Raw genomic sequence first — 25,082 nt, forward strand, 5'->3', positions numbered from 1 at the left:
ATGGATGTGACGATGGCCACCATGGAATGGGTTGCTTGGTACAATTCTGAAAGGCTACATTCTTACTGCGGGAACGTCCCTCCGGCCGAGTACGAGGAGACGTTCCACCGATCGCCCGCCGGCACTGGCCTGGCGATCGAGGACCAAGCGATCTAGCCTCCAACTTCGCCGGGGCGGTCCACCCAGCTCTCATGAAGGGCTCCGGCCAGGAGAGAACGCACCTGCCGGGCTCGGGCACGTCGGGTGGGCAACTCGGTCAGCAGGCTGATCCATTCCTCGCGGTACCGGGCTCGGTCCGCAGCCGGCAGCAGCGCCACCGCCACACCCGTCAACCGGCGCGGCACGCAACCCAGCCGCCGCTGCGGTACAACCTCTGGACGGGCCAATCGGGCGCACACGCGCCGCCCCCGCCACCGTCTGGACGGCCGAGGCCGACCGGCTTCGCACTGTCGTGCGGCGTGCGGTCACCCGGCCCGCGTTCCGCGCCACCGCCTGGGCCCGGCCAGACGAGGCCTGCGCGGGTAGTCGCCGAGCCGCGCGCTCTCTTGGACGACGTCGAGGCCGCCGCGACCGAGCCCGGCCCGGACGCCTAGGCCCTGGGTGCGGGGAGTTTCGGGGCGCGGTCAAGCGCGTGCGCGGTTAGGGCCCCGGGCGTTGTGGCACCGGGGGAGTGACTGGCCGGGGCCCTGCCACAGCATGGCGCATCGGAATTTCGCTTTGCGTCTCCGCGCATAAATGCACCCAGGTCGCGGCGGCCGCCGCGAGCTCCCGGCGATGGATCGCTGCGCCAAGGTTTCGCGACGCCGAGAAGTCACAACTGAACAACGTGGGGTGTGCGTCCTACAGTCCAGGAAAGGGCCTTCCGTGCCCTCTGGGGATCGCCGGAACCGCGCCGCCGCGGCACTGCTCGCGGTATGGGTGGCGTGCTGTCCACACTGGCCGACTACGCCGACACCGGCCCCAAGCAGGTGATGTACCCCGGGGCCCCTCGCCGACGCCCCGGGCATGACGGCCTTCCCGATCGGGTAGCTCTGCGCAAGTTTCCGCCATGTAAACGACCTCGAAAGCCAGCCTAAGCTCAGGGCAGGGGCTTAGGACGGGGAGTCGGCTTCGAGGGCTGATGCGACGGCCTCGAATTCGGTCAGGGCGGCGGTGAGGTCTTCGACGATCTCGCGGGCGATGACCTCGGGGGCCGGGAGGTTGTCCATGTCCTCCAGCGACTCGTCGCGCAGCCAGGTGATGTCGAGGTTGGTCTTGTCGCGGCTGGCGAGTTCCTCGTAGGTGAACGCTTTGAAGCGCTCGGACTCCACGCGTGCCGAGCGGTCTTCGCCGGGCTTGTAACAGGCCACGAAGTCATCGAGGTGGTGGCGACGGAGTGGGTTCTGCTTGAGGGTGAAGTGCTGGTTGGTTCGCAGGTCGTAGACCCAGAGCACCTTGGTCCAGGGCTGCTCGGACGCGGGCTTCTTGTCGAAGAACAGCACATTCGCCTTGACGCCTTGGGCGTAGAAGATGCCGGTCGGCAGGCGCAGGACGGTGTGCAAGTCGAAGTCGGCCAGCAGCTTGCGGCGAAGCGTTTCACCGGCGCCGCCCTCGAACAGCACGTTGTCCGGCAACACCACGGCGGCGCGGCCGTTGATGTCCAGGATCGTCATGATGTGCTGCAAGAAGTTCAGCTGCTTGTTGGACGTGGTGACGACGAAGTCAGGCCGTTCGATCTCCCGGTCTTCGCGTACTTCACGGCCGTCCGCGCCGACCATGGTCAGTGAGGACTTCTTGCCGAACGGCGGATTGGACAGCACCACCGACCAACGTCGGCCCGGGTCGGCCAGCAGCGCGTCTTTGACCTCGATGAGGGAGTCTCCGTTTGCGGTACCTGCGCCGTGCAGCAACAGGTTCATCGCTGCAAGCCGCGCGGTGCCGTCCACCAGTTCGTACCCGGTGACGAAGCCGTCGCGCAGGTGGTCGCGCTCGACCGGCGTCATCGAGGACGCCGCCCTGGCGGCATGCTCGTGGGCGACGAGCAGGAAGCCGCCGGTACCGCAGGCCGGGTCGACGACGGTATCCACCACGGTCGGACGGATGACGTCCACGATGCCGACTATCAGGTCCCGCGGCGTGAAGTACTGGCCGGCGCCGGAACCCTTGTCCGAGGCGCCCCGGGATAGGAGCTGCTCGTAGGCGTCGCCCTTGAGATCGGTGCCCGAGGCCGACCAATTCTCCTTGTCGATCAGGTCGACGATGAGCTGTTTGAGCTTGGCCGGGTCCTGTACGCGGTTCTGTGCCTTGCGGAAGATCGTGCCGAGCGTGCCGGACTCGCGTCCCAGCCCGAGCAGAATCTCGGTGTATTTCGCCTCCAGCATCACTCCGTCGGCGTCCAGCAGCCGCTGCCAGGAGTACTTCTCTGGGACGATCCGCTGTGGGTTCAGCTTCCGCGTGGCCCGTTCGTGCGCCATTTTCAGGAACAGCAGATACGTGAGCTGCTCGGTGTACTCGATGACCCCCACGCCGTCATCGCGGAGCACGTTGCAGTACGACCACAGTTTGTCCACAAGCCGTCGTGCGTCAGACATCAGACCTCTTCTCGTGCCGCGTGACGGTCAATCAGCTTGCCTCGTAGCTGCGCTGGACGAGGGGCAGCGCGCGCTCCAGATCTTCTGGACTCTTGATGCGAAGCTCCAGGTCACCAGTGCCGAAGTGACCGATGCTGCGGACATCGCGGCTGAAACCCGGGGCCAGCTCGATCGTGTCCGGGTCGATCTTCAGGTAGACCAACAGGTTCTTGGACAGCGGATGCACCTCGACGCAGGCGAAGTTCTTTAGCCGGCGGAAAGCGAAGTAGTTCTTCAACACCTTCTTGGTGACGTCGTCACCGAGCGACTCGCAATACCGTTCGAGCTCTGCGTACAGGTCCCGCAGTTCCGTGGATGCCTGGTCGAGCAGTTCGGTCACGGTCTTGGCGTTCGCAGGCGATGACGAGACTTTTTGAGGTGGTGCGCCCGTCGCAGTGTCCGGCTTGGTAGAGATGACGAGCTCCAGGGCCAGCAGATCGGGTTCGAACTTCCGGTAGCGAACCAGCTCGATACTGCGGTTGATCTGGAGCACTGCGTGTTCGTCGTAGCGCGTGAAGCCGTTGGCAACGCAGATCAGGCGAGGGTTGCTCCAATCGAGGGCCTTCGCGTCCTCGCTGCCGAGCCGCTTCATGACCAGAAGCTCGAACTCGCCCCGGTGGTCGAGAAGCCAATCCAGGTAGAACAGGCCCTGGTTGATGACGTTCTCGTTCGTCGCGCGCTTGTACTCGAAGATCACCGGTGAGTAGTTCTCGTCGAGCCCCAGGGAGTCGATCCGTCCACCGTGCTTGGCCCCGGTGCTGTACTCGGAAGCGAGGAGGCGCGCGCCGAAGAGCGTCTCCATGTTCCGTTCGATGTCCTCTTGCAGTGACTTCTCCAGCTTGGCCGACGAACTCGTCAGCTCGGTCGCCGGCCCTCCGGAGAACCGGAACAATTTCAGATCAGACACCGGCCAACTCCCGCACCCGATCGAGATCACTACTCTTGCCGGTCAGCCGTCCCGAAAAGGCGGCGGCGAGCAGTGCGCGTCGAAGATTGAGCGTGCGCCGTTCCTGCGTCTCGACAGTCGCGAGGGTTGCCAACGCGCCGTTTTCGATTGTCGTGATCCTCTCAATCACCGAACATTGATCCTCGAGGGAGGGAACCGGGACCAGGGTCGAGGCGACGGCAGCCTGGTCGATCTTCGGCATGGAACCGGCGAGCCCCTTCGCTTTCGATCGAAGACTACGATGGGCGCGCTCGCTGCGGAGCGCTGCAACGAGGAAACGGCTGTCGATGACTTGCTCATTGGCCCGTAGGCGAATAAGAAGATCAGGAAAAATAGCCCATTCTGGCTGACCCTCGAATCGGGCTGCTGTGCCGACAAGCTCCGGTGTGTTTGCGCGTTGCACGAAGATGTCGCCCGGCTCAAGCCAGAGACCGCGCGCTTGTTGGGCGGGCGTAACGGTCTGCTTCGTGAATTCCTCCTCAAACCTGTTCCGCGTGACTGCTGTGAGCGTCACAGTGCGGAGTCCGGACTCATTACCCTGCGCAGCTCGATCGGATCGACCGTTCCTCATGGGTTCACGAAGCAGCGTTCCTATCGGCCTCAATGGCCAACCGCGCTGCCAGACCGTGGTGTCGGCTAGTGCAGTGCTCCACGCGGTGACTCTCCGCTTCGCCGTTGCCAGAGATGCGCTGGCGGCGTCGAGGCGCGAGAAGTGGTCTTCGAGGGCTTCGACGATCTGGCGCTGCTCAAGCAGGGGAGGTACATCTGGAAGCGGTATCCGGCGCACATCAGCTACGTTGAGATGCAGTACAGTTGAGCCTGAGGCAGTAGATTTAATCCAGGCTTGTGAGGCCGGCGCCATCAACGCATATTTTAGAAATCGGCAGTCTATCCGAGATGTGTCCAGTTGCATGAGAACGGTTCTCTGTCCAAGGCAGACCTTTGCGCCGGAAGGAACCTCTCCAACCTCCCCCATAGGCGCCTCGCGAGAAAAGATCAAATCGCCGGATTTTGGAACAGCACGCCTGGTCCAGGCGTTGAATGTCTCCTCGGATACTGGCTTTGCCCTATCGAGTGAGATGCGACCGTTTCGAACGGCCCTTGTCCCGATTGAGTAAGCAAAAGCGTGATCGGAGGCCGGGGCGGTCTTGTGCTCACAATCGATCACCTTTGCAAAATCGCCGAGCCTGTGCCTATTGATCACGCAGTGAGCTCCGTGTTCAGCGTTTCGATCAGTTCTTCGGTGCGGTCGCCGAGGTCGCGGAGGGCGCCTTCGATGCCGCCCCGTTTGGTGAAGGGGGCCTCGTCCAGATCCTCGGCCGTGATGCCTGCCGATGACGCGATGACCTCAACCATCTGGTCCAGCCACCATCTCTCCACCTCGCTGAAAACGACGCCCGCTTGGGCCTGCTGGGCCAGCCAGGTCGCGTACCTGTCGCGGACGCGGTCGGCGTACGGAACCAGCTCGCCGTCGACCTCGACCGTATAGCGCAGCAGTGACACCAGATCGGTAAGTGTGCGCCGTCCCCGGCTGGGACCGGGGCGGTGGGGCGTGCCCAGAGCGACGTATGCGTTCCAGATGACGTCGGGCGTCCAATTATAGGGCGGCCTGGCGATGCGGTCGGCGAGCTCCTGAATGTCGCCGAACGAGACCTTTCCTTCCCCCGCCTGGTAGATCAGCTGGATGGCGGTGATCTCGTCGCGGTGCTCGCGCAGGTATTCCTTCCAGGACTCCACGACCGTGCGGGCGCGAGTGGTGTCGACGACGCCGTGCGCGTCCAGTAGGACGTCGCGGCTGACCTCGTCGATGGTGCGGTCGTGGGTGCGGCGCAGTTCCAGGATCCGGTTGCGCAGCTCGGGATTGGCGGCTAGCGGCTCGATGGCGGCATCCAGCAGGTCCTGGACGGCGGCGGCCGGGTCGGAGGCGCCCGCAGTGGCGGCTGCCTGGGTGTCGGGGTCGACGGCCTTCACCAGTTCACGGATCAACTCGCCCACGGACGCGCCGGCCACCTGGTCGAGTTCCGTCCGCTCGTCGGGGGTGAGCTGCAACTCCAGCGCGGCCAGCCGGGACGCGAGCGTGGCGGTCTCATCCTCGGTGATGGTGAGCGCGGCAGTCTTGTCGAGCAGTTGCTTGAGCGAGGCGCCCTTGATGCGGTTGAGCGGCGGTTCCACAAAGCCGTGTTCGGTGACGCCGACCGCGTCCACCAGCACGAACCGGGTCTTGGTAGCGGCGTCCGGGGTGACGGCCTGGAAGTCCGCACCGTCGATCGTACGGGAGCCGCGTCCCTTCATCTGCTCGAAGTACTGCGCGGAGCGGACGTCCCGCATGAAGAACACGCACTCCAACGGCTTGACGTCCGTCCCAGTGGCGATCATGTCGACGGTCACGGCGATGCGCAGCGCGGGGGAGGTGCGGAACGTCTGGAGCTGCCCCTTGTGGTCTCGCACCGTGTAAGTGATCTTGGCGGCGAAGTCGTTGCCCTTGCCGAAGACCTCGCGGACGGTGGTGACGATCTCCTCGGCGTGCGCGTCGTCCTTGGCGAAGATCAGGGTCTTGGGGACGGTGGTGCGGCCGGGGAAGATCTCGGTGAACAGCCGGTCGCGGAAGGTCTCCAGCACCAGCCGGATCTGGTTGGTGGCGGTCACGTCCCGGTCGAGTTGCCTGGCCGTGTACTCGAGGTCCTCGTCCAGTTCCTCCAGGCGTTGAACGCGGGTGCGCCGGTCGACCTTGGGCACGATCGTCCCGGCCTCGATCTTGCTGCCCTGGGCGGTGATCTCCGTCCGGATGCGGTATACGTCAAAGTCGACGTTGACGCGGTCGGCCACCGCCTGCGGGTAGGTGTACTCGCTGACCAGGTTCTGGCGGAAGAACCCGAAGGTCTGCCTGCCTGGCGTGGCGGTCAGCCCCACGATGTGCGCGTCGAAGTACTCCAGCACCGCCCGCCACACGCCGTAAATACTGCGGTGTGCCTCGTCCACGATCACCAGGTCGAACGTCTCGGGCGGGAGCGCCGCGCTGTAGGCGACCGAGACCGGGGCCTGCGGTATGTAGCCGTCCAGGCTGGGGTCGTCGACGGGTGGGACGTCCTCGCCGCGCAACGCCAGGTGGACCCGCTGGATGGTGGAGATCGCGACCTTGGTGGAGCCAAGCATCCCGGCGGCGGTCAGCTTGTCGACGTTGTACAGCTCGGTGAACCGGCGGCCGTCGCCTGGGGTGCGGTAGTTCTGGAACTCCGCCTGCGCCTGGTCGGCCAGGTTGTTCCGGTCGACCAGGAACAGGATCCGGTTGAAGCCGCCGAATTCGAGCAATCGGTAGGCCAGCGTCACCGCCGCGTAGGTCTTTCCGGCGCCGGTGGCCATCTGCACCAGGCTCCGGTCGAAACGCTGCTCGGCCAGGCTGCGTTCGATTCCGCTGATCGCTGCTACCTGCGCGCCGCGAAGAGGTCGTTCGTCCATTGACGGCAGGTGGCGGACCTTGGCCCGCCAGCTCGGGCGGTCCGGGGCCGCTTCAGCGGCGCGTAGCAGGCGGGCCAGCGTCTCCGGCCGGGGGACGTTGAAGATCCGCCGCGCCCGCGGCTCGGGGTCGAAGCCATTGGTGAAGTGGGTCTCCGAGCCGCTCGCCTCGAAGACGAACGGTAGCTGTCCGTCCACGGTCAGCGCTTTCAGCCGCACTTCAGGCGGGAGTCCATCGGCGTACTGAGCCGACTGCCATTCCACGCCCGACAGCGTCGTCCCCTCGGGCTTGGCCTCGATGACACCGACCGCTCGCTTGTCCACATACAGCAGGTAGTCGGCACGGCCGTGCCCCTTGGCCATCACGACCTCGCGGACCGCGACGCCCAGTCCGGCGAAAAGGTTCAGATTTCTGCGGTCCTGAACCACCCAGCCCGCATCGGCCAATTGGCTGTCGATGATCGTGCGCGCGCGAGCCTCCGCCGCCAGGCGCTGCTCTTCGTCTCTCACCATGGGCTGTTAACGCTAACGTGCCGCTCTGTAAGAGATCAGTACATAGTTGATTGTCGTCCATATTGGGCCAGGTGGTACTCCTTGTCAGGGTCGCCACGGGCCAAGGCGAGTTGTATGAGGCTGTCGACCCGTCTCGTCCGGCTCGTTGAGGCTCTGCGCCGCCGGGACCTCGCTGGCGGTACGTCCGCCCCCGCGCAGCCAGGGCGTGTTCGAGCTGCTGGCCGGGCACCGCCGCTACGTAGCCGCCCGCCAGGCCGGGTGTGACCGGGTGCCGGTCACTGTCCGGTACGGGGCGGATACCTTCCACTGACCTGCCCGCCGTGTGGCGCGGTCCTCGCCGCGCAGGCGGGCGTACTGGCTCGGCGTCGTCACCAGCCGCCCGGACGCAGTCCGCACATCCCAACGCCGGGTCCGCGGCAGGTCCTCGTTCACCGACTGCGGTTCACAACGTCGTTCCGACAACCTCAGCTGCTCGGCTACGTACTCCACAGCGCCCTCGGCACGTCCGCGCTCTCGGTACTTCGCCGCGCGTTCGAGGGCCAGGACCTCGCGGCGGTGTCGATCGGGCAGGTTCGAGCGGTGCTGGGCGGGCGCGGTTCGATCGCGGTAAGCGGCTACTCGGGCTGCTCTGGCCGTGGCGGACGACGGGCCGGTCCGCGCGGTGGGCGGCGCCGAGGCGGACCGTACTGCGAAGCGGGCGACCGGACCGACGATGCGGTCCGGCCCGGGTCCTCCTCGGGTGCGGGCGGTACGGAGCCTGCCGGCCCGCGGACCGGCAGAGGACTGTCCCGGTCCGGTCCGGCGCAGATCGGGAGGCCCGTCCTGGTGCAGCTCGCCGCCGGGAGAGGCCGGTCCTCTTCGTCCGCCCGGTACGAGGCGGCGCTGAGTGAAGCGGTCCGGTCCCTGCGGCTCGAACGGGTCGGCTGACGCGACATCGCTTCCGCGTGCCAGTTCCGCATTAGCGAAGCGCGATCCCGGTTGTGACGTTGTCTGCGAGCGGCGCAGAAATCGACTCCGCTCAAGAGCCATCCCCTGAGTAGCCTTGGCGTCCGTGGATGACACCCCTGATGAGATGCCGGACTCGTCCAGCAGCCCAACGACGTCCCCTGCGGCCGGTGGAGGACTCCGCGACATGTATGTCGGGCTTTGCCCTCCTGGCAATGACGTCATCAAGGAGTCCTTGACCGGAGGCCTGGTGGTGGCGGACACCAACGCGCTGTTCAACATCTACCGCTTCAACCAGCGGGCCCGCACCGAATATCTCGCCGCCCTCCGCGCGCTGGGGGATCGTCTGTGGATCCCGCGACAGGTCGCCGAAGAATTCCTCAACCGCCGCCACAGCGTCATCAAAGAGGCAGCCTCAGCGCCCACAAAATTCGCCGTTGACCTCGGCGCAAAGATCGAACAGGTCCGCATCACTATCAACGAATTCGCGGAACGTCGCGGCCTCCTGGACGAGCAGGTCGATCGGCTGAGGAAAATCCTCGACGAGGCCGTTACGGAGCTGCACGCACAGATCGCCCATCTCGGCCTGTTCGACCTCAACCTCGATGAGGCCTTGCTGGATGACCCGATCTTCAACGAGATCGAACATCTCATCAACGGCAAGATCGGGCCTCCGCTCGATGATCCGGAGCAGGCCAGGAAGGAAGGGTGGAAGCGTGTCCAAGACAAAGCGCCACCCGGCTATGCCGACGGAAAGAAGGGAGAAAACGGCGTCGGCGACTACCTGCTGTGGGCACAGACGATCGAAGAGGCCAAGCGCCGCAACGCCCCGACCCTTCTGATCACCGACGATTCCAAAGAGGACTGGGCACGCCTCGACGAGGATAAGGAGCACCTCGGCCCCCGACCAGAGCTTGTCGAGGAGATGCGCGACAAGGCCGGGCAACCGTTCTACCTGGTCACGGTACGATCGTTCCTGGCCTTGGCGAACAAGTACCTCGAAACACAGGTCAGCGACGCCACGTTTGACCAGGCCGCTCTTACGCTTTTGTGGCAGAGACTCAACGATATCCGCTCCCGTCGAGCGGAAGCCGCGGACGACGACACGGAGGAGGACGGGGCTAACCACTTCTCGACAAAAGAGCCTGCGACTTCCAGCGCTTTGTCCGCCATCCTTCGGTGGAGCCTATCGCCCTCCTCCTTGCGTACCCTCACTGATTCCGAGAAGCTCATCCTCGCCAGTACCATCGGAGCAGAGTACGTCAAGCTAATTAACTCCGGCGTTCACCGAAAGATGAAGCAGAACCGCTGGCAGAGCGACGTTCTGCCCAACGACGTTCTCTTCGCCGCCATGGAGATAGACCAGCTACACCAGTCTGCGACCGATGACGAGGATGCCGTGGAAGGACAGGCAGCGGAGGGGGAGTCAGAAGACGAGCCTGACGCATGACTGCGTGACGTCTGGGGACGTCTGGCATGTTCGGGGCATATGGGCATTTCCCCCGCGCCAAAGTGATCCTCAACAAGGTCGAGGCGAGGAGGGCTGGGTGCGGGTCTGGGTGGGGGAGTACACGGCGTCGATCTACCAGGAGGACGGCGGGTGGACCGGCGCGATCTCGCTCGGCCGGTACCCGAACGGGAAGCGGCGCCGGCTGAAGCGGAAGGCACCGTCCGAGCGGGCGCTGATGCGCAAGCTCGTCCAGGCCGTCGCCGACCTGGAGCGGGGTGTGCGCGCCGACCGGAACTACACCGTCGAGCGCGCGGCCGCCGACTTCTTGACGCAGTTGGAGAAGCTGGGCCGTGCACCGTCGACGATCGAGGCCTACCGAGGGCTGGTCCGCTGGCAGCTGGTGCCGCAGCTCGGGCAGGTGCGGGTCCGGGACCTGACCGCCGACCATGTTGAGGCGTGGCTGCACGACCGGGCCGGGCACCTGACGTCGAGTTCGTTGAAGATCGTGCACGGGCTGCTACGGCGTTCGCTGCGGCGCGCTGAGCGGCACGACAAGGTCGGCCGGAACGTCGCGGCGCTGGTCGACACCCCGGCCGGCCTGCCCGCGCAGCCGTCGCGGTCGATGAGCGTGGAGCAAGCGGCCGCGTTGCTGGTCGAGGCTGTTCACGGTGGGCACCGGCTCGGCGCGTATGTGGTGCTCGCGCTGCTTTCGGGGCTGCGGACGGAGGAAACGCGGGCGCTGCGGTGGAGCGATGTGGACCTGGTGGACGGCGCGGTGTTCGTCACCAGCTCTGCCCGACACACCGGGGAGACCAAGACGCCCGGGAGCCGCCGCGGTGTGGCGCTGGCCGACTTGGCCGTGTCGGCGCTCAGGGCGCATCGGGTGCGGCAGGAGGAAGAGAAGACCGCGGCGGGCGAGGAGTACCAGGATGACGGGCTGGTGTTCTGTGATCGGGCCGGGCGGCCGTTGCCGTCCCAGCAGGTGCGGGACGAGTTCCGGGTGATGACGGCGGCGGCCGGGCTGGGGAGGTCGTGGACGCCGCGGGAGCTGCGGCACACGTTCGTGTCGATCCTCAGCGACCACGGGGTCGCGGTCGAGAAGATCAGCGACCTAGTCGGGCACGCTTCCACGGAGGTGACCGAGACGGTGTATCGGCATCAGCTCCGGCCGGTGGTGCGGGGCGGCGCGGAGGCGATGCAAGAGGTGTTCGGGGACCTGATGCCGGCGGCGTGACCGTGCTCTACCGCGAACCGCCTGCCTAGGGTGCCGTTTGATGGCCGTGGCATGCGCCGCAAGTCCGGCCTGTTCGGGCAGGCCGCAGATAGTTCAGGACCGGGACGGCGATGAGGCCCCTGCTGGCACGAAGCGGCCCTCAGCCCCGCTGGCTGGTTGGATTTCCCACCCGGCTGGGATCTGATGCGCCAGGCTGACATCCGCCACCGTCACTGCTTCCAGGTCGACCCCGCGTGAGAAGGACGCTCGACCCAAACCAGCGACACCCGCAAAGGTCGCCCCGCTGAACCCGGCGTTCCCGGAGAAGGACGCCTTGTCGAACCTAGCGTCCTCGGAGAAGGCCGCGTTTCGGAACCAGGCGCCCTCGGAGAAGGTCGTCCCGCTGAACTCGGCGATCGAGGAGAAGATGGCGCCGGTGAAGTCGGCGGTGTGGAGGTGGCAGCCGGTGAGGGTGACTTCGATGAAGGTGGTGCCGGTCAGGTCCAGGGAGATGCCGCTCCAGTGGACGTCGGCGGCGGGTTGCAGGTGGGTGTGCAAGAGGCGTTGTGCGGTGCGGCGGACCTGGAGCTGCTGCATCGCCGTGCGAACGTCGTGCTCGCGAGGAAGGTCAGCGGGTCGGCTCACGGAGCCTCCTGACTGGTCAGATGCCGCCCGGGGAAGGTGAGGAGCTCCATCTGGCGTGTCCGCAGGCGGTGTTCGATCAGCGGCGGAAGCGGAGGTCGTCTGCTCAGCTGCTGGTCGATTCGGAGACCGGGAGAAACGGTGGGAACGGGTCAGGCCACACCAACCACGCTGGCGGATCAACTTTCCTCTCCCCTCCACGCCGTCGTCCTGCACGCCTTGGGGCGTGAGGCGGGAGAGGGTGATCGTGTGCTGGGCTGGCGAGTCGTGACCAGTGCACCGGTCAGGGCGCTCGGCTCCGGCCACCAGCACCGTCCGAGCTCAGGCGCGGTCGCCGAGCACTCCGCGGGCAAAGCCTCGCCTCGGCAATATCGTCAGCCCGGACGGCGCCACCTCGACGATCTGACGGACGCCTGGGGAGCTCCTCGGATACCGGCCGGAGCCCGACGGCTACGGTGGCCGAGTGAACACCTCCCCCGAAGCCCTCACCGCAGCGCTGGCCGCCCTCGGCGTCGACCCGGCCGAGCACGTCACCGACCCGATGGGTGGTACGGCCGAGCCGGTTGGTGACCGATTCCGCGCCGTGCATCTGGCTGCCCTGCTCGCCCGTGCCGCGACCGAGGCCGCCTACCAGGAGGCCTACCGCCTGGCGTCGGGCAGCATCGGCGACTGGTTCGAGGCCAACAAGGCCGCCTCTCCACAGCAGTACAGCCTCACGGTCGAGGAGCGCAGTTGGGCCGCCGTCGGCTACCAGGTGTGGCTCGCCCGTGAGCGCCTAATGGAACTACTCGGCGAGAGCGAAGACCCGCTCCTAGAGGCGGCCGAGAACACCCTCAGCACCGGCATGGTCATGCTCGGGATCCGCCCGGAGCACGGCATCGACGTTCCTCAGTTCGTCGACCGCTTGGAGACGATCCTCGGGCTCATCTCCAAGGCCGCTGCCGCGCGGCCCTGATGCCGCCCGAGATGGACCGGCCGCTGGAGTACAGGGCAAGTCGCCCTACGAAATCTTGGGAACGGGTCAGGCCTCGAGGCTGAGCGTCTGATCTGGGTTGGGGTACCAGCGTGAGAAGTCGGTTTCGAGGTCGTGGCTGAGGATGCGGGTCCGGATCTGCAGGAGGAGGTGGGCGCCGCGGGGTGTCCACCTCATCTGCTGCTTCTTGACCATGCAGCGACTGATGACGTGGTTGCCGGTGGCCTCAGCGGTGGCGCTGGAGATGGCCTCGCCGTTGCGGTGGCGCTCGCCGTAGTTCGGGATCTGGCCGGAGTTGCGGTCGATGTAGGTGCGGAACTCGGCCAGCCGGGTGTGGAAGGTGCGGTGCTTGTCGTCGGGCTCGTTCGGGCACAGGAGTTCGTAGTCCTCGACGAGGTCGTTGAGCAGGTCGAGGGCTCGGAAGGTGTTGCCGTGCCACAGGTAGTTCTTGATCCGCTCCAGCATCCGGTCGGCCCCGGCGGGGTCCATGGTGAAGTCCTCGGTGTCGGCTGCGAGTGCGGGGAGGGATCGGGTGGACTGGGGTAGGACGGTGAGGCGCATGGTGATGTGGAACACGGCGACGTCGGCGACACCGACCTACGCCGCCAGGTCGACCACGCCGCCGCCGCGTACGCGCGGTTCACCGCGTACGAGAACCGCGTCGCCGTCCTGCTGCAGGAGGCCCGCGCCGACGACGGCCCCGCCGCCGCGCAGCTGCGCGACTGGGCCGCCGCGCTCGCCGCCGACACCGCAGCCGAGACCGAGCTGCCCCGCCGCCCGCGACCGGCTCGCCGCCGCCCGCGCCGACCAGGCCAACGCGCGGGCCCGGCTCGCCGAGCTGGCGCCGCTCGCCGACCTTGGGCGCCTGGTGCTACGCACGCACGGCACCAGCCGCGCCCAGCTCACCCGCGACCAGGACGCCGCCCGCGACCAGCTCGTCGCCGCGACCACCGCCGAACGGCACGCCCACGCCCGCCTCGCCGACCTCCAACGACAGGCCGCCGATCCATTCACCGGCGACTACGGCCGCCCCGCCCGCCCGGCATGGCGAAACGGCGCCGCCACCACCGAACACACCGATCTGACCGGCCGGTGGCACGAACACCTCGCCGCGGCGATCGCCGACGAGATCGACACCGCACCCGACCGCGCCGCCGGCGTGACCGCCGAGAGCCGCGACGCCTACCGCACCGCTCGCCGCATCCTGCACGCAACCACCCGGCTTTCCGGCCCCGCCACCGCCGCACAAGCCCGAGACCGCCTCACCCAACTCCGCACCGAACGCGCCATCCGCGCCACGCTGCCCACCCGCCGCGCCGACCACGAACACGCGCAACGCCGTCAGCACGCCACAACCAGGCGAGGCCCCGGTCGGCCCGAGGCAGCGCCCCGCCGCGCCGATCCTTACCGCGGCCCCCACTCCGACCACGATCATGGCCCTGACCGGGGTGGAGGACTCGGCCGATAGCCGCCCTGCGGCACGTAACACGAGTGAGATCACTACCGGGCCTGCGGCCGCTGTGTTGCAACTGGTTCTTTCTCTTTCGGTTCTTCTGCGGGGGTCAACGCGCTGACATTGATCCATCCGATTCCATCTGTGGCGGTTTCGGTCTTAACGGCCACGTAGGTCGCGCCTTCGGCGATGTTTCGGGAGGTGCGGCAGTAGGGGCCGACCACCTTCCCCTTTGTCTTGGTCTTGAGCCGGAGACGACTCCGGGTCGGATCTTCGTAGACGCCGACCGTTTGCCGAATGACTTTCCAGTGACACGTCGACTTGCGGTCCGCCGGATGCGGCGCTGAAGGGTGCGCGGCAGTCGAGCGGGACGGAGGCGTGGGCAGGGCGCGGTTCAGCTTGGACGGCAGGTCAGTGGTCCATTGGCCGCAGCTCTCCTCGGGGATGAGCTGTCTGTAGGGGGCCACACAGACCCGGTATTCGATCTCGCTGCGGGAAGTGATGGGGGGAGTCTGGATCGTCCGGGCGGTGTGGCGGCTGCCGCTCTTGTTCCACCGGGTGGCCGTCGGGCCGCCGTCGATTCTGAATTCGAGGACTGCGGACCTGCCGTCCTCTGCGCTGTCGGTGAGGACGAAGTGCTGCAGACTGCGGTAAAAGGCCGCATGGGCACGGTACTCGGCGGCCACCGCCGTGCTGGTCGCGCGCCCGGGGCGATCGGAGAAGCCGTCCACGGCGCGTACGCCCAGCCAGCCGGCCGTGGCCACGGCGGCGAACGTGGTGCAAGCAGCAGCTGTCCGCAGCGCCCAACGCCGTGGCGGACGGGGAGGCGGAGCCTCGGGTGGTCCTTCGGGCTTCGGCTCGGGTTCGGTCGCAGGTTCGGTCGCAGGTTCGGTCGTGGGGCCGGTCGCAGGTTCGGTGGTGGGTTCGAGGCTTGCTGGTGGGGTGGGCTCGGCGTTGGATACCGCGTCGGCTCGCTTCTTCTCGGCCACTGCCCCCTTGTGCACCCGCAAGATCAGTTCGCGCTCACGAGGACTGATGAACCCCGCTTCCACTGCATGTTGCAGCATGCGCTTCATCGTGTCTGATGGCGGGACTTGTCCACTCAGGTAGCGGTACAGCGTCGACCTGTCCACGCCGAGGGCTCTGGCCCGGGCTGCGGCAGTGCGCTTACCGGTCGAGGCTGCTAGCCAACGGATCTCGTCGCGGAGTGCCGAGCGGCACTCGTCACCGGCGCCGTCTTCGGCCTGATCGCCGGGGCGCTCGGCGTCGCCGGGGTGTCTCATGTCGTCTCAACCCGACACCAGAACCTGCAGGTCAGGCTGTTGAGCGTCGCAATCTGTCTCACTTGCCCGTCTCCTCTGTGCCGGCCGCCTCCCGCAGGGTTCAATTCTTGCGATCAGGGCCTCGTCAAAGGGGCCGAATTACGGCAAGAAGGAGATTCTTCTCGTGCGACTTCACCCATCCATCACCCGTAGCGCGGGTGGGCTGGGCCTGGCAGGCGCGGTCGCGGTCGCGGGTCTCATAACCGCCGCTCCCGGCACTGCGCAGGCAGCGGACACCACCACCGCCTCTACCACCGCCTTCACCGCCGCGGCCTTCCAGGCCTCGACCGCGCAGCGCGCCGAGAGCGCGGCCCCCGCCATGCTCCACAGCACCGCGGTCACGTGGCGGTGCATGCGCGTCAGGGCCCCTTACGTCCACATCTTCAAGGGGCCCAAGACCAGCACCCGCTCATGGGGCGTCCTGAAGAAGGGCAGCAAGTTCTGGACCGACCGGCGTGACCGCCCCTACCTGCGGTACCACGTCCGGGTGAAGAAAGGGAAGGACGGATGGATCACCTCTAACCCGCGCAAGGTCCGTCCCTGCAAGCCCTCCTGGTAGCGGCCGCACACCGCGGCTGAACGAGTGACGGGCCCCCTGCCTCAGCAGACTCGCCATCCAGCGGGCAGGAGACCCGTCCACTCCCCACCACACCCGAACCCCGGCCTTCTCGCAACAAGCGGGCCGGGGTTCGGCCTTTGCCCGGCGGCGATCGGCGGCGGATCGTCTCCCTGATCCTCCCAAGCGTGCCGGGTACTCTCCGCGCTGTGCGCTGGGAAGATGCCGCTGGTCCAGCTCCGGTCCGGGCGGGACATGCAGCCTGCGTACCTGCTGGCGTGGTTGTGGACGCCGGGGCCCGGCGGTGGCGGGCGATCGTGACCTACCCGCACGTGACCGGCGACCCGCCCGCGGCGCGGCAGCTGCTGGTGGATGTGTCCGGCCGGTCGGTGCGGCGGCTGGAGCCCCCGGCCGCCTACGACGACGTCCCGCAGCTGCAGCTCGGCGAGGGCGGCGCGGTGGTTCCGTGGGAGCGGCCACCGCCCAGCGACCCCTGACCCACGCGTTGTGTCGCCAATTGGCGACAATGCGGGTTAGGTCGCCGGCCTCACCGAGTTAGTGATCTCACTCGGCCCGTCGACGAACCTCACTCGCGGGCCGAGCTGTCGAAAGTTAGGTCAGTTAGGTCGCGGCGGTGGGTCAGGTCCGGGGGTGCCGGGGGTTCGTACGAGCCGTTCGGGGGAGAGCGAGCCGACCTAACTAACCACGCCCGGCGGATCGTCGCGACGGCCGTGCTGCGACGTAAGCGCGTCGCCGATTCTACGGTGCGCCCCATGGCCGAGGACGAGGCGCGCAACGACACGGCGCGGATGGGGCGGCCGCCCAAGTTGCTGGACGACGGCGTGCGCGAGCGGTTGCTGGCGGCGGGCATGACCCATCAGGCCGCGGCGGTCCATGCCGGGATCCATGAGGCGACGTTCTACCGGTGGATGGCCCGCGGCCGCGCCCTCAGGACACTCTGGATGAGGGCGGCCGGGTGGAGCAGGAGGAGGAGCCATTCCGCGAGTTTTGCGAGGCGGTCACACGCGCGCACGCGCACGGTCAGCACGCCAACGTCTCGCGCATCGACCGGGCCGCCGAGGGCGGCTACGTGGTCCGCCGACGAACCCGCCGCTACCGGGACCCGGCGAGCGGGCAGGTCGTTGAGGAACGCGAGGACGACCTGGCGCCGCCGGACTGGCGGGCGGCCGCCTGGCTGCTGGAACGCCGTCACCACGAGGGACTTGCGCGGCCATCGCACCTGCAGGTGTCCGGCCCGGACGGCGGGCCCGTCGAGATGGCCGAGACGCCCGGCCTGGCGCTCTCGCCGAACGTGTCGCCGAGAGCCTGGCCGAGTACCGGGCCGAGCAAGAGACAGAGCAGATCTGAGTCGGGGCGGGTCGATGGCCCAACCCACGGAAGGTAGGGCCCTCTTTCCGCGGGGCTACGCCGCGGCGATGGCGCGGACGGTGACGCCGCCAGCGAGTGTGGCCAGGACATGCGCGAGGAGCCGGTCGATCCCCTGGCGAACCAGCCAGTTGTAAGCGGCGGTGCGGACCCACGCGGCCGCGACCCAGCCGAGGATCTGCTTGGCATTGTTCCCCATCGTGTTCACCTCCTTTCTGATGATCTTTCGATGTAAGCACGCCGTGGCGGTGAAGTCGAACTTCTGTGCGAACGGCGTGCTGCGTGTCGTGGTGATCTGGGGAGATTTGACCTGGTGAGTGGGCGGGTTCGGTCCGGAGTGGGGCGCATGGGCCTGTAGGAGGGCGGTTCGTGTGCGCGATCGCCTGCGGAGGCGGGGCGGCTGCGGTTTGACTGGTCTGTCGTGAATCGGATGGTGCGTCTTCAGCGCAGGGCCCAGTACGAACTCGCCAGGCCGGCCGCGCGGGCCGGGGGAGTGGCGCTGACCGGGCTCGGCCTGGCTGGGCTGGCGGCGGTGTACGCGGTGGCGTTGCGGAGGATGCCCGCCTGGATGGGCCTGGAAGGCAAGGGCGGGGACGCCAAGGACCGGCACAACGCGCGGCTGCTGGTGGTCTCGGCTGGCGGCGCGATCGTGGTGGCGATCTCGCTGCTGTACACCGCCCGCAACTATCGTCTGTCGCACCGCGGCCAGGTCACCGACCGCTTTACGAAGGCCTTGGAACGGCTCAGCTCCGAGGACATCGACGCCCGCCTCGGCGGCATCTACGCCCTGGCCCACGTCGGCGCCGACTCTCCCCGCACCACGACGACGTCGTAGAGGTCCTGGAGACCTTCGTCCGCCGCCGCGCTCCCGCCGCCCGCCACAACGACGACGCCCCCACGCTGGGTCGGCCTCGCCGCCTCCCCGACCGGCCCGAGGCGGACGTCCAAGCCGCGCTGACCGCGCTCGGTGCCCGATCCCACCGTCCCGAACGCCGCATTCTGGACCTCAACGAGCTACACCTCCGCCGGGCGCGCATACCCGCAGCCGATCTCCAGAACGTGAACCTAGAGGGCGTGGACCTGGAGGACACAAACCTGGAGAACGCGAACCTTCGGCACGCGAACCTGGCGGGCGCACGCCTGGATCGCGCGGACCTGAAGGACGCGCGCCTGGCGGGCACGCGCCTGGAACGAGCGACCCTGGTGGACGCGGACCTGGCGGGCGCGCTCATGCCGCGCGCGAACCTGGTGCGCGCGAACCTGGAGGGCGCGCGCCAGGCGGGCGTGAACCTGTACAGCGCGGACCTGGAGGGCGCGGACCTGGAGGGCGCGGACCTGGAGGGCGCGGACCTGGGTGCCGCGTACCTGGAGGGCGCGATTCTGTTGGGCGTGAACCTGGCGCGCGCGAGTCTCGTGTACGCGCGCCTGGCGGGCGTGGACCTGGTGAGCGCGCGCCTGGAGGGCGCGAAACTGGGGCGCGCGCGCATGGAAGGAGCCAACCTGTGGGGCGTGAACTTGGAGGGCGCGAATCTGGAGGGTGCGAACCTGGAAGGCGCGAACCTGCACGGGGTGTTCGGGCAGTCGGAGCAGGAGATCCGGGCGGTGGCGAGGGTGGACGAGCGCACCCGGTTTTGAGTGTTCGGGAATCGATCGATTCTCGGCCAGCCGCCGGGTGCAGAACTTGCGCAGGCCGCTGGGAGGCGTCCAGGACCTCCGCGTCCGGAAAGACGGGGGCTCTACCGCGCGGTCTCCTGGCCGTCATCTTTGGCCCTGTCCTCTGCGGTCCGCGGGGCGGGCACGTCCAAGTCTGCCGCCGCCCACTCCTCCGGGTGCGAGATGGGGAGCAGGCGAAACTGCTGGGGAGGGTGCTGTCGTACGGCGTGTCAGCATCGAACTTCATCCGGGAGTGGTCGCGGATGAGCAGCATTTCGACCACCTGCGCGGCGGTCCGCAGGTCGTCGGCCGTCGTCCCGGCCGGGATCGCGGTGGGCGACAGGACGGTCCCGTCGTCGGCGCGGTCAACGTAGAACCCCCGCTGTTTGGCGCGGTTGGCCTCCCGAGCGGCGGCCTCCGCGTCCGCGCGCTGCTGCCGGTCGGCCTCGGCCCATGCCTCCGGGGCGGTCCCCAGGTCGCGCATGGCGCTGTAGTCGCCCCAGAACTCGGGGAGTTCGTCGCCGAACAGGGCGGCCTGCAGGTACTTCTTCGTGTGACTGAACCCGTGCTGGGCCAGCGCGTCCACCGTGCGCGGCGTCTGGTCTCCCCGGCCCCATGCGCTCTGGAAGACGTCGTAGATCCACAGCGCCTTGCCGAGCTCTTCCTGTGCCAGGACGGCGAGCGACCGGGCGCGCCCGTGGGAGCCTGCAGAGAGCAGACAGTGGGCGTCGGCGATCAGGGCGGAGGCGTTGTCGACCAGCGCCTTCCAGAACTCGCGTGCCTCGGCCGGGCGCATCTCCACCATGGCCTCAGTGTGCCCGCCCGCTGCCCAGGACGCTGATCCTTTATGTGCGCGGCGCGAACCTGACCGACGTGCTGGTGTCCAAGAATCGTTTCGTTTCTCGGACACTGCCCGAAGTCCCCCTACCTGTCGATTCCAGTAGTCGTGTTCGCTGACGTCCTGCGGTGATAGGGCTGATTGCCGAGGGCTTCGGAAAGTCCTGATTCCTGAACTCCTGTGCACTACCGTCGATCTTTGTCTGTACTGCGTTACACCAGACCCGGCAGCGAGGCCATCGCCGCGATCACCGGCATCCTCGCTCCGCCCCGCCGCACACACTGACCAGCAGAGCCAGCAACAGCGACAAACCCGCGAGCGGCGGGGTTGGCTTGGCGAGGGTCATCGGGAGACCAACGTTGGGTGCCTCGATTCCCCTACGGTCCTGCCTCGCGGCGCAAGGCTTGCAGGTCGTGCACGATCACGCGGCGACGACCGATTTCAATCCAGCCGTGCTCGCGCAGCTTCCGCAGCGCCTTGCTGACCGCCTCCCGGGATGCGCCGACCCAACTGGCCAGTTCCTCCTGCGACAGCAGGAGAGTGATCTGCACGCTGCCTCCGTCAGGACGTGCTGCGGATCCGGGGCCTCGGGTGTCGTGGGGCACACCAAACCGTTCAGCCAACTCGACGAGCCGTTGCGCCACACGGCCGGTGGCGTCGAACATGCCGAACTCGGCGCGTTTACGGTCGGCGTCGCGCCAGCGCTGGCGCAGCATCCGCATGATGATGATGGAGACGTGGCCGTGCGCTTGGAGGAAGGCCATGAACTCGTCCGCCGTAACGGCGAGCGCTCGCACCGGCTCCAGCGCGGCCACCGACGCCGAGCGGGGCTGCCCGTCGATCGCGGCGACCTCGCCGAGCAGTGCGCCCGGGCCGCGCACCGCGAGCAGCACCTCACCGCCCTGCTCCCGGTAGGAGAACGCCTTCACCCGGCCTTTCAGCAGGACGGCGACCCACTCGGGCTGCTCCCCTTCGAGGAACAGCGTCGCTCCCCGTTCGAAGTCGCGGATTCGTCCGCGGGATTCCAGGTCCGCGCGCTCGGCCGGGGTGAGCTCGGCAAGAAACGAGCCTGGCTCCAAGCGTTTGGCGACAAGCGCGGGATGTTCTTCTTCCCCGCGGGCTGCGGTCAGGAGTGCGGCCAGGTGAGCCGGGGTGTCGACGGTTTCCAGCAAGTGATCCTGCAGGTCCTGCTCACCCTCGTGGAGGACTTCATCGAGCTCCTCCTCGCTGAGTGCGGGCCGCAGCGTGCCGAGGTCGTCGTTGGGGCCGGTCATCATTCCACCCCCTTCCGGTTGGACCCCAGGAACGCTCGGAGCGCTTCGCGAGCACGTTGGCGGGCCTTGCGGACGCTCTCCGGCGAAACCGGGCGACCACGCAGCTCCGTCAACTCAACGGCGATCTTGCTGGCTGGATACCCGTCCATGCTCCAGGCCATCACAAACCGCTGTGTCATTGGCAGCCGATCGAGCGCGGCCTGGACTCGGTCGCGTTGGGCGAGGTAGTCGGCGATGTCCATCGCATCGCAGACCACGGTGTCCTCCAGGGAGTCCTCTAACCGGGCCAGATCGTCCATCCCCTTGTCTAGGCCCTTGAAATAAGTACGTGCCGCAACCGTACGCACCCACGCCCGAGGGTGCCGGATGGTGTCCCACCGGCGGTAGGCCTCCAGAAACGCCGACTGCGTCACCTCCTCGGCGATGGCTTGCCGCGCTCCCAGCTTCATGACGAACCCGATGAGCCCGCGGTGCTCCTGGCGGAAGAACTCGCTGAACGCATCGTCCATCACTTCATCCCGCCGGGCTGACTCGGCAGGCCCAGGATCGATTCACGCCGGAATCAGCCATTGCGCTCACTTTCCTCCTGCCGGGAAGGGCCAACTTCGATGATGACGCCCTCGGGCGACTCGACGAGACGACTTCCCGGACCCAGCCCCCGCACCACCTGGGTACGCGCACTGAGCCGGATCCGCTCGGCCTGGACCCGGCCGCGCACCCGCAACCAGGTCGCCACCAAGCTCGCGCCGGTCCCTACCAGGCTCATACCTGCCGCGATCATCGCCGGATCGGCCACTGCGCAGTCTCCCCTTCAGGCGTCCTTGTCAGGCGCGGACGAATCCCTTCTGCACAGGAGTGGCATGGAACGAGTCGTAGCGTGACTCCGACCCGCCAGAAATTCCTCACGCACGTGGCTGAGGGGACCGTGACCCTACCTGGCACCCCCAGACACAGAAGAGCGAAGGCGCATTTGGATCAGTCAGTGAGGAGGACTCTGGAAAACAGTGCAGAGGACTACGGGAATTGACAATCGACACCACCACCCCCGGCGGCCGCCTGGTCTTCCACGTGTTCGCCGCGCTGGCGGAGTTCATCCGCGAGCTGATCGTGCAGGGCACCAACGAGGGCCTGGCCGCCGCGCGCGCCCGCGGGCAGCGCCTCGGACGCCCGCCGGCCCTGACCCCCGACCAGGTCCGCCAGGCCCGGGCCTTGCTCACGCGCCCGGAGGAGTCGGTGTCCTCGATCGCCCGGCTGCTGGGCGTCAGCCGCTCCACGCTCTACAAGCACGTCCCCGAAGCCAAGGGGCGCCCGCGCGCCGTCCAGGTGCCTATTACTGCGGCAGGAGATGAGTCCGCATGACCCCCGACACCGCCATGACCAGCCTGCACGCCGCGCAAGCTGTGTCGCCTCTCACTGCGCTGGCTTGACCAGGATCGTGTGAGCGGGGTCGACATCATCGGCGTGAGCCAGGGTCGGCAGCTCGGCGCCGGAGAGTCCGGCCAGTTCGAGAGCGGCCTGCGCTGACAGGTGCGCCGACTTGATGGACTGCCCGTTAGCCATCGCGGCGTAGAACTGCGCCGCATAGGTGATCGCGTCACCGTCCTGGATCTCGTCGGCCATCCCGATGGCGAACGGCGTGACCTGTCGATCGATGAGGCGGTCGATCTGAGCGGCGGAGTTGCAGGAGTTCAACAGGACCAGCAGGGGCGGATCGTCGGTGGCCTTGACCGCGGAGGCGAAAGCCCGGGCCGTGACGACGACTCCTTGGTGGAAGTCGTCGAGTTCGTCCTCGAACTCGATCAGATCGTCGTCGCTGTGGCCTGAGAAGTGCACGACGTGGGGGCGGAACTTGGTGATGCCGTCTAGAAGGTCGCTGGTGGTCGCGGACGGACGAACGTCAAGCTCGACGAGTTCGCGGTGCAGAGCGGATTCGACCGCTAGGCGGATGCGCTTTTGTTCTCGGCCGACGCGCAGAGCCCGGTCACCGCTTTCTGAGGATGCGCCAAGGATCAAGACCCGTAGCTTCTCCACCTTCGGGGCGCGCAGTTCGCGCACGGCGTTGTTCACGATCGCCTCCGTGTGATCCATGCGGCTTTGAAGAGCCCGGTCCTCCGCGGCGCGCTGGCGTTCGGCCTTCTTCTGCTCGCGCTGGCGAAGACGCTCAGCCTTGTCCTGCTCGCCCTGCTCAGCCTTGGCGAGCTTGGCTTGGAGGTCGGTTTCCTGCTTGCTGTAGCCGCTCGCCCTACCCTGCCAGCGCGCGGCATCCTTGCCAGCTTTCGCGGCCTCGCCCTCCCTGCGCTTTGCTTCGCGCAACTTGCTCCGGGCAGTCGTTACGCTCTTGGCCTTGGACGCCGCCGTACGCGCCCTGGCCGCAGCGGTCCGTTTCTCGGTCTCCTTAGAGCGGCATTCGCCGGCCTTCTTCTCCGCGTCGATGCGCTGCTGGCGTTTGCGCTCTAGCTGCCTGCGGTACAGGTTTGCGCTCATAATCCCCCAGGTGCCATCTCATGGCCGTGTCGACCTGCTGCGGCCAACTCTTTCCTGCACGAGAGGTTACAGGGCTGCTAGGACAGTTTCATGCCACCTTCAAATGGCCCTCTCAGCGAGCAAGAATCGGTGGGAGAATCCAGACTTATCATCGAGGCCACGAAATCGCAGTTCGATGTAAGCCGTTAGAGCCTTACATGCGGTCTTTGGGGAAGCAGGCCGCCCCAGCCGGCCCGCGGCGGCTGGCTTCCCGGTCCTCATCATCACTCATCACCGGCCCGCCGGGGCCGGTCCCGCCGGGCCCGCTGCCGTAGTCGGCCGTCCACCACACCGATCACCGCGGCGAGCACCGGTGCCACCGCCGCCACCACCGTCAACACAGTCATAGCTCGTCCGTTCCTGTCTCGACCTACCCCGCGCACGCCGGGCGGGCGTGTGCCGTAAGCGGCGGGCCGTCACCAGTAAGAGCCCCACACGCAAGATCACCCGGAACCCGAGACCAAGATTCTTTTCCCGGCGTCGGTTTGGCCGGTGCCCCGCAGCCGTCCGAGCAGGCTGACCGCATTGCAGGCCCGTCAAGGACGGCGCGTTGATCACGCAGTCACGGGACTTTGCCCGGGCGTCAGGGCGTCGGCGGGTGGCGGGAGTGTCTCGGCCTCTCCGAGTTCCTCATCCGCCGCCGGTCGCCGACGTTGATGAGCTATCCGAAAGGTCAGGCGGTGCCGTAGATGCCGGTGTGCCGGGCGACCCCGGCGGCGAGGGCGGCGCCGAGGGCGTAGGCGGGGGAGCGATCGAGGGATTCGCGGGCGCGGTCGTAAACGCGGGTGGTGCGGGGGTCGGCGTGGCCGAGGAAGTCCTGCACGATGTGCAGCGGGTGCCCGCGGTCCAACAGCAGCGTGGCGACCGAGTGGCGCAGGGAGTGCGGGGAGAGCTGGTCGGCTTGGTCGATCCCGGCGGCGGTGGCGAGGCGGCGCACGAGGCGGAACACGTAGGGCTGGTCGATCGGGCGGCCGGTGCGGGTGGCGAACAGCGGCGGATCGGTCTCGGGCTCGGCGGCGCGCTCCTGGTCGCGGGCGTCGCGGTCGGCGAGGTAGCGATCGAGCGCGTCGCCGGCGAACGGCGGCAGCACGAGCCGTTTCATGGTGCCGCCCTTGACGGGCAGATCGAGGGTGGCGTGCCCGCGGTCGCGGCCGAGGCCGCCGCGGGTGGTCCCGGTGACCGAGGAGACGCGGCAGCCGGTGGCGACCATCACCGCCAGCAGCGCGTAGGTGCGCGGCGACTCGCGAACGGCGGCGTAGGCCAGGAGCCGCTGCAGCTCGTCCTCCGACAGACCGCGGGTAGCCGAGGCCGCCGGCGGCCGCGGCCGCTCCAT

At 67.7% G+C, this 25,082-nt stretch carries 27 protein-coding genes and 1 pseudogene; 12 read left to right on the forward strand and 16 right to left on the reverse strand.

Annotated features, from left to right (window positions below; genetic code table 11):
* Positions 1 to 156, forward strand: a 156-nt coding sequence (locus ETD83_RS10715) for an integrase core domain-containing protein (RefSeq protein WP_138644924.1), incomplete at its 5' end; no start/stop codon positions are given.
* A gap of 935 nt (positions 157 to 1,091) precedes the next feature.
* Here ETD83_RS10715 and ETD83_RS10720 read toward each other — a convergent pair.
* From ETD83_RS10720 to ETD83_RS10735, 4 genes are read right to left on the reverse strand one after another with little or no spacing between them, the layout of a single operon-like run.
* Complete coding sequence (locus tag ETD83_RS10720) at positions 1,092 to 2,570, reverse strand: class I SAM-dependent DNA methyltransferase (protein ID WP_171064127.1); 1,479 nt, start codon at positions 2,568 to 2,570, stop codon at positions 1,092 to 1,094.
* A 31-nt stretch (positions 2,571 to 2,601) separates the two neighbouring features.
* The gene (locus ETD83_RS10725; protein WP_138644925.1) at positions 2,602 to 3,516 is read right to left on the reverse strand and encodes a DUF5655 domain-containing protein; all 915 of its coding nucleotides are present in this window, start codon (positions 3,514 to 3,516) and stop codon (positions 2,602 to 2,604) included.
* Positions 3,509 to 4,759 carry a restriction endonuclease subunit S gene (locus tag ETD83_RS10730; RefSeq protein ID WP_138644926.1) on the reverse strand — a complete coding sequence of 417 codons (1,251 nt, stop codon included), beginning with the start codon at positions 4,757 to 4,759 and terminating at the stop codon, positions 3,509 to 3,511. The genes ETD83_RS10725 and ETD83_RS10730 overlap by 8 nt, the downstream gene beginning before the upstream one ends.
* Positions 4,756 to 7,521, reverse strand: coding sequence for a type I restriction endonuclease subunit R (locus tag ETD83_RS10735; RefSeq protein WP_138644927.1), 2,766 nt, complete (start codon positions 7,519 to 7,521; stop codon positions 4,756 to 4,758). Before ETD83_RS10735 ends, ETD83_RS10730 begins: the two co-directional genes overlap by 4 nt.
* A 145-nt stretch (positions 7,522 to 7,666) precedes the next feature.
* On the opposite strand from ETD83_RS10735, the gene ETD83_RS10740 reads away from it, so the two are divergent.
* From ETD83_RS10740 to ETD83_RS10750, 3 genes are all read left to right on the forward strand, one after another.
* A complete protein-coding gene (locus ETD83_RS10740; RefSeq protein ID WP_138644928.1) occupies positions 7,667 to 7,831 on the forward strand; it encodes a ParB/RepB/Spo0J family partition protein in 165 nt (54 codons plus the stop codon).
* A 741-nt stretch (positions 7,832 to 8,572) separates the two neighbouring features.
* Positions 8,573 to 9,916: a PIN domain-containing protein gene (locus tag ETD83_RS10745; RefSeq protein ID WP_138644929.1), complete on the forward strand. Its 1,344-nt coding sequence runs from the start codon at positions 8,573 to 8,575 to the stop codon at positions 9,914 to 9,916.
* 97 nt (positions 9,917 to 10,013) lie between these two features.
* Entirely contained in the window at positions 10,014 to 11,150 is a 1,137-nt protein-coding gene (locus ETD83_RS10750; RefSeq protein WP_171064128.1) for a site-specific integrase, read from the forward strand.
* 93 nt (positions 11,151 to 11,243) lie between these two features.
* Here ETD83_RS10750 and ETD83_RS10755 read toward each other — a convergent pair whose 3' ends face one another.
* Positions 11,244 to 11,774 carry a pentapeptide repeat-containing protein gene (locus tag ETD83_RS10755; RefSeq protein WP_138644931.1) on the reverse strand — a complete coding sequence of 177 codons (531 nt, stop codon included), beginning with the start codon at positions 11,772 to 11,774 and terminating at the stop codon, positions 11,244 to 11,246.
* Between the two features lie 460 nt (positions 11,775 to 12,234).
* Between ETD83_RS10755 and ETD83_RS10760 the strand changes: the two genes are divergently transcribed.
* A complete protein-coding gene (locus ETD83_RS10760; protein WP_138644932.1) occupies positions 12,235 to 12,726 on the forward strand; it encodes a hypothetical protein in 492 nt (163 codons plus the stop codon).
* 66 nt (positions 12,727 to 12,792) lie between these two features.
* Here the strand turns inward: ETD83_RS10760 and ETD83_RS10765 are convergent, their stop codons facing one another.
* On the reverse strand, positions 12,793 to 13,320 hold the full coding sequence (locus ETD83_RS10765) for a hypothetical protein (RefSeq protein WP_138644933.1): 528 nt from the start codon (positions 13,318 to 13,320) through the stop codon (positions 12,793 to 12,795).
* Between the two features lie 21 nt (positions 13,321 to 13,341).
* A complete protein-coding gene (locus ETD83_RS10770) occupies positions 13,342 to 13,623 on the reverse strand; it encodes a hypothetical protein (RefSeq protein WP_138644934.1) in 282 nt (93 codons plus the stop codon).
* Between ETD83_RS10770 and ETD83_RS10775 the strand changes: the two genes are divergently transcribed.
* On the forward strand, positions 13,613 to 14,212 hold the full coding sequence (locus ETD83_RS10775) for a hypothetical protein (RefSeq protein ID WP_138644935.1): 600 nt from the start codon (positions 13,613 to 13,615) through the stop codon (positions 14,210 to 14,212). The two genes, ETD83_RS10770 and ETD83_RS10775, sit on opposite strands and share 11 nt — an antisense overlap.
* 32 nt (positions 14,213 to 14,244) lie before the next feature.
* Here ETD83_RS10775 and ETD83_RS10780 read toward each other — a convergent pair whose 3' ends face one another.
* Complete coding sequence (locus ETD83_RS10780) at positions 14,245 to 15,480, reverse strand: hypothetical protein (RefSeq protein WP_138644936.1); 1,236 nt, start codon at positions 15,478 to 15,480, stop codon at positions 14,245 to 14,247.
* 163 nt (positions 15,481 to 15,643) lie between these two features.
* Between ETD83_RS10780 and ETD83_RS42355 the strand changes: the two genes are divergently transcribed.
* The 3 genes from ETD83_RS42355 to ETD83_RS10800 all read left to right on the forward strand — a co-directional run bounded on the left by ETD83_RS42355 (position 15,644) and on the right by ETD83_RS10800 (position 17,480).
* The gene (locus ETD83_RS42355) at positions 15,644 to 16,078 is read left to right on the forward strand and encodes a hypothetical protein (RefSeq protein WP_171064129.1); all 435 of its coding nucleotides are present in this window, start codon (positions 15,644 to 15,646) and stop codon (positions 16,076 to 16,078) included.
* Between the two features lie 275 nt (positions 16,079 to 16,353).
* Positions 16,354 to 16,572 carry a hypothetical protein gene (locus ETD83_RS10795; protein WP_138644939.1) on the forward strand — a complete coding sequence of 73 codons (219 nt, stop codon included), beginning with the start codon at positions 16,354 to 16,356 and terminating at the stop codon, positions 16,570 to 16,572.
* A gap of 479 nt (positions 16,573 to 17,051) precedes the next feature.
* The gene (locus ETD83_RS10800) at positions 17,052 to 17,480 is read left to right on the forward strand and encodes a hypothetical protein (RefSeq protein WP_138644940.1); all 429 of its coding nucleotides are present in this window, start codon (positions 17,052 to 17,054) and stop codon (positions 17,478 to 17,480) included.
* A gap of 18 nt (positions 17,481 to 17,498) precedes the next feature.
* Here ETD83_RS10800 and ETD83_RS42360 read toward each other — a convergent pair whose 3' ends face one another.
* On the reverse strand, positions 17,499 to 17,660 hold the full coding sequence (locus tag ETD83_RS42360) for a hypothetical protein (RefSeq protein ID WP_171064130.1): 162 nt from the start codon (positions 17,658 to 17,660) through the stop codon (positions 17,499 to 17,501).
* Between the two features lie 231 nt (positions 17,661 to 17,891).
* Between ETD83_RS42360 and ETD83_RS42365 the strand changes: the two genes are divergently transcribed.
* Complete coding sequence (locus ETD83_RS42365) at positions 17,892 to 18,296, forward strand: hypothetical protein (RefSeq protein WP_171064131.1); 405 nt, start codon at positions 17,892 to 17,894, stop codon at positions 18,294 to 18,296.
* 164 nt (positions 18,297 to 18,460) lie between these two features.
* Complete coding sequence (locus ETD83_RS42370; RefSeq protein ID WP_407921476.1) at positions 18,461 to 19,096, forward strand: pentapeptide repeat-containing protein; 636 nt, start codon at positions 18,461 to 18,463, stop codon at positions 19,094 to 19,096.
* 355 nt (positions 19,097 to 19,451) lie between these two features.
* Here the strand turns inward: ETD83_RS42370 and ETD83_RS45925 are convergent.
* From ETD83_RS45925 to ETD83_RS10825, 4 genes and pseudogenes are all read right to left on the reverse strand, one after another.
* Positions 19,452 to 19,919: pseudogene (locus ETD83_RS45925) on the reverse strand (AbiV family abortive infection protein); the annotation flags it as partial.
* A 410-nt stretch (positions 19,920 to 20,329) separates the two neighbouring features.
* On the reverse strand, positions 20,330 to 21,229 hold the full coding sequence (locus tag ETD83_RS10815) for a Crp/Fnr family transcriptional regulator (protein ID WP_230420822.1): 900 nt from the start codon (positions 21,227 to 21,229) through the stop codon (positions 20,330 to 20,332).
* On the reverse strand, positions 21,226 to 21,735 hold the full coding sequence (locus tag ETD83_RS10820) for an RNA polymerase sigma factor (protein WP_138644942.1): 510 nt from the start codon (positions 21,733 to 21,735) through the stop codon (positions 21,226 to 21,228). Before ETD83_RS10820 ends, ETD83_RS10815 begins: the two co-directional genes overlap by 4 nt.
* A 53-nt stretch (positions 21,736 to 21,788) precedes the next feature.
* The gene (locus tag ETD83_RS10825; RefSeq protein WP_138644943.1) at positions 21,789 to 22,022 is read right to left on the reverse strand and encodes a hypothetical protein; all 234 of its coding nucleotides are present in this window, start codon (positions 22,020 to 22,022) and stop codon (positions 21,789 to 21,791) included.
* Between the two features lie 227 nt (positions 22,023 to 22,249).
* Here ETD83_RS10825 and ETD83_RS10830 point away from each other — a divergent pair, with 227 nt between their 5' ends.
* Positions 22,250 to 22,585: a helix-turn-helix domain-containing protein gene (locus tag ETD83_RS10830; RefSeq protein ID WP_230420823.1), complete on the forward strand. Its 336-nt coding sequence runs from the start codon at positions 22,250 to 22,252 to the stop codon at positions 22,583 to 22,585.
* A gap of 51 nt (positions 22,586 to 22,636) precedes the next feature.
* On the opposite strand, the gene ETD83_RS10835 is transcribed toward ETD83_RS10830, so the two are convergent.
* From ETD83_RS10835 to ETD83_RS10840, 3 genes are all read right to left on the reverse strand, one after another.
* Positions 22,637 to 23,710: a hypothetical protein gene (locus ETD83_RS10835; RefSeq protein ID WP_138644944.1), complete on the reverse strand. Its 1,074-nt coding sequence runs from the start codon at positions 23,708 to 23,710 to the stop codon at positions 22,637 to 22,639.
* 263 nt (positions 23,711 to 23,973) lie between these two features.
* Entirely contained in the window at positions 23,974 to 24,096 is a 123-nt protein-coding gene (locus ETD83_RS45290; protein ID WP_268920442.1) for a hypothetical protein, read from the reverse strand.
* Between the two features lie 326 nt (positions 24,097 to 24,422).
* Positions 24,423 to 25,082, reverse strand: coding sequence for a tyrosine-type recombinase/integrase (locus tag ETD83_RS10840; protein ID WP_138644945.1), 660 nt, complete (start codon positions 25,080 to 25,082; stop codon positions 24,423 to 24,425).

This window comes from Actinomadura soli (genome assembly GCF_005889715.1).
Lineage (GTDB): Bacteria > Actinomycetota > Actinomycetes > Streptosporangiales > Streptosporangiaceae > Spirillospora > Spirillospora soli.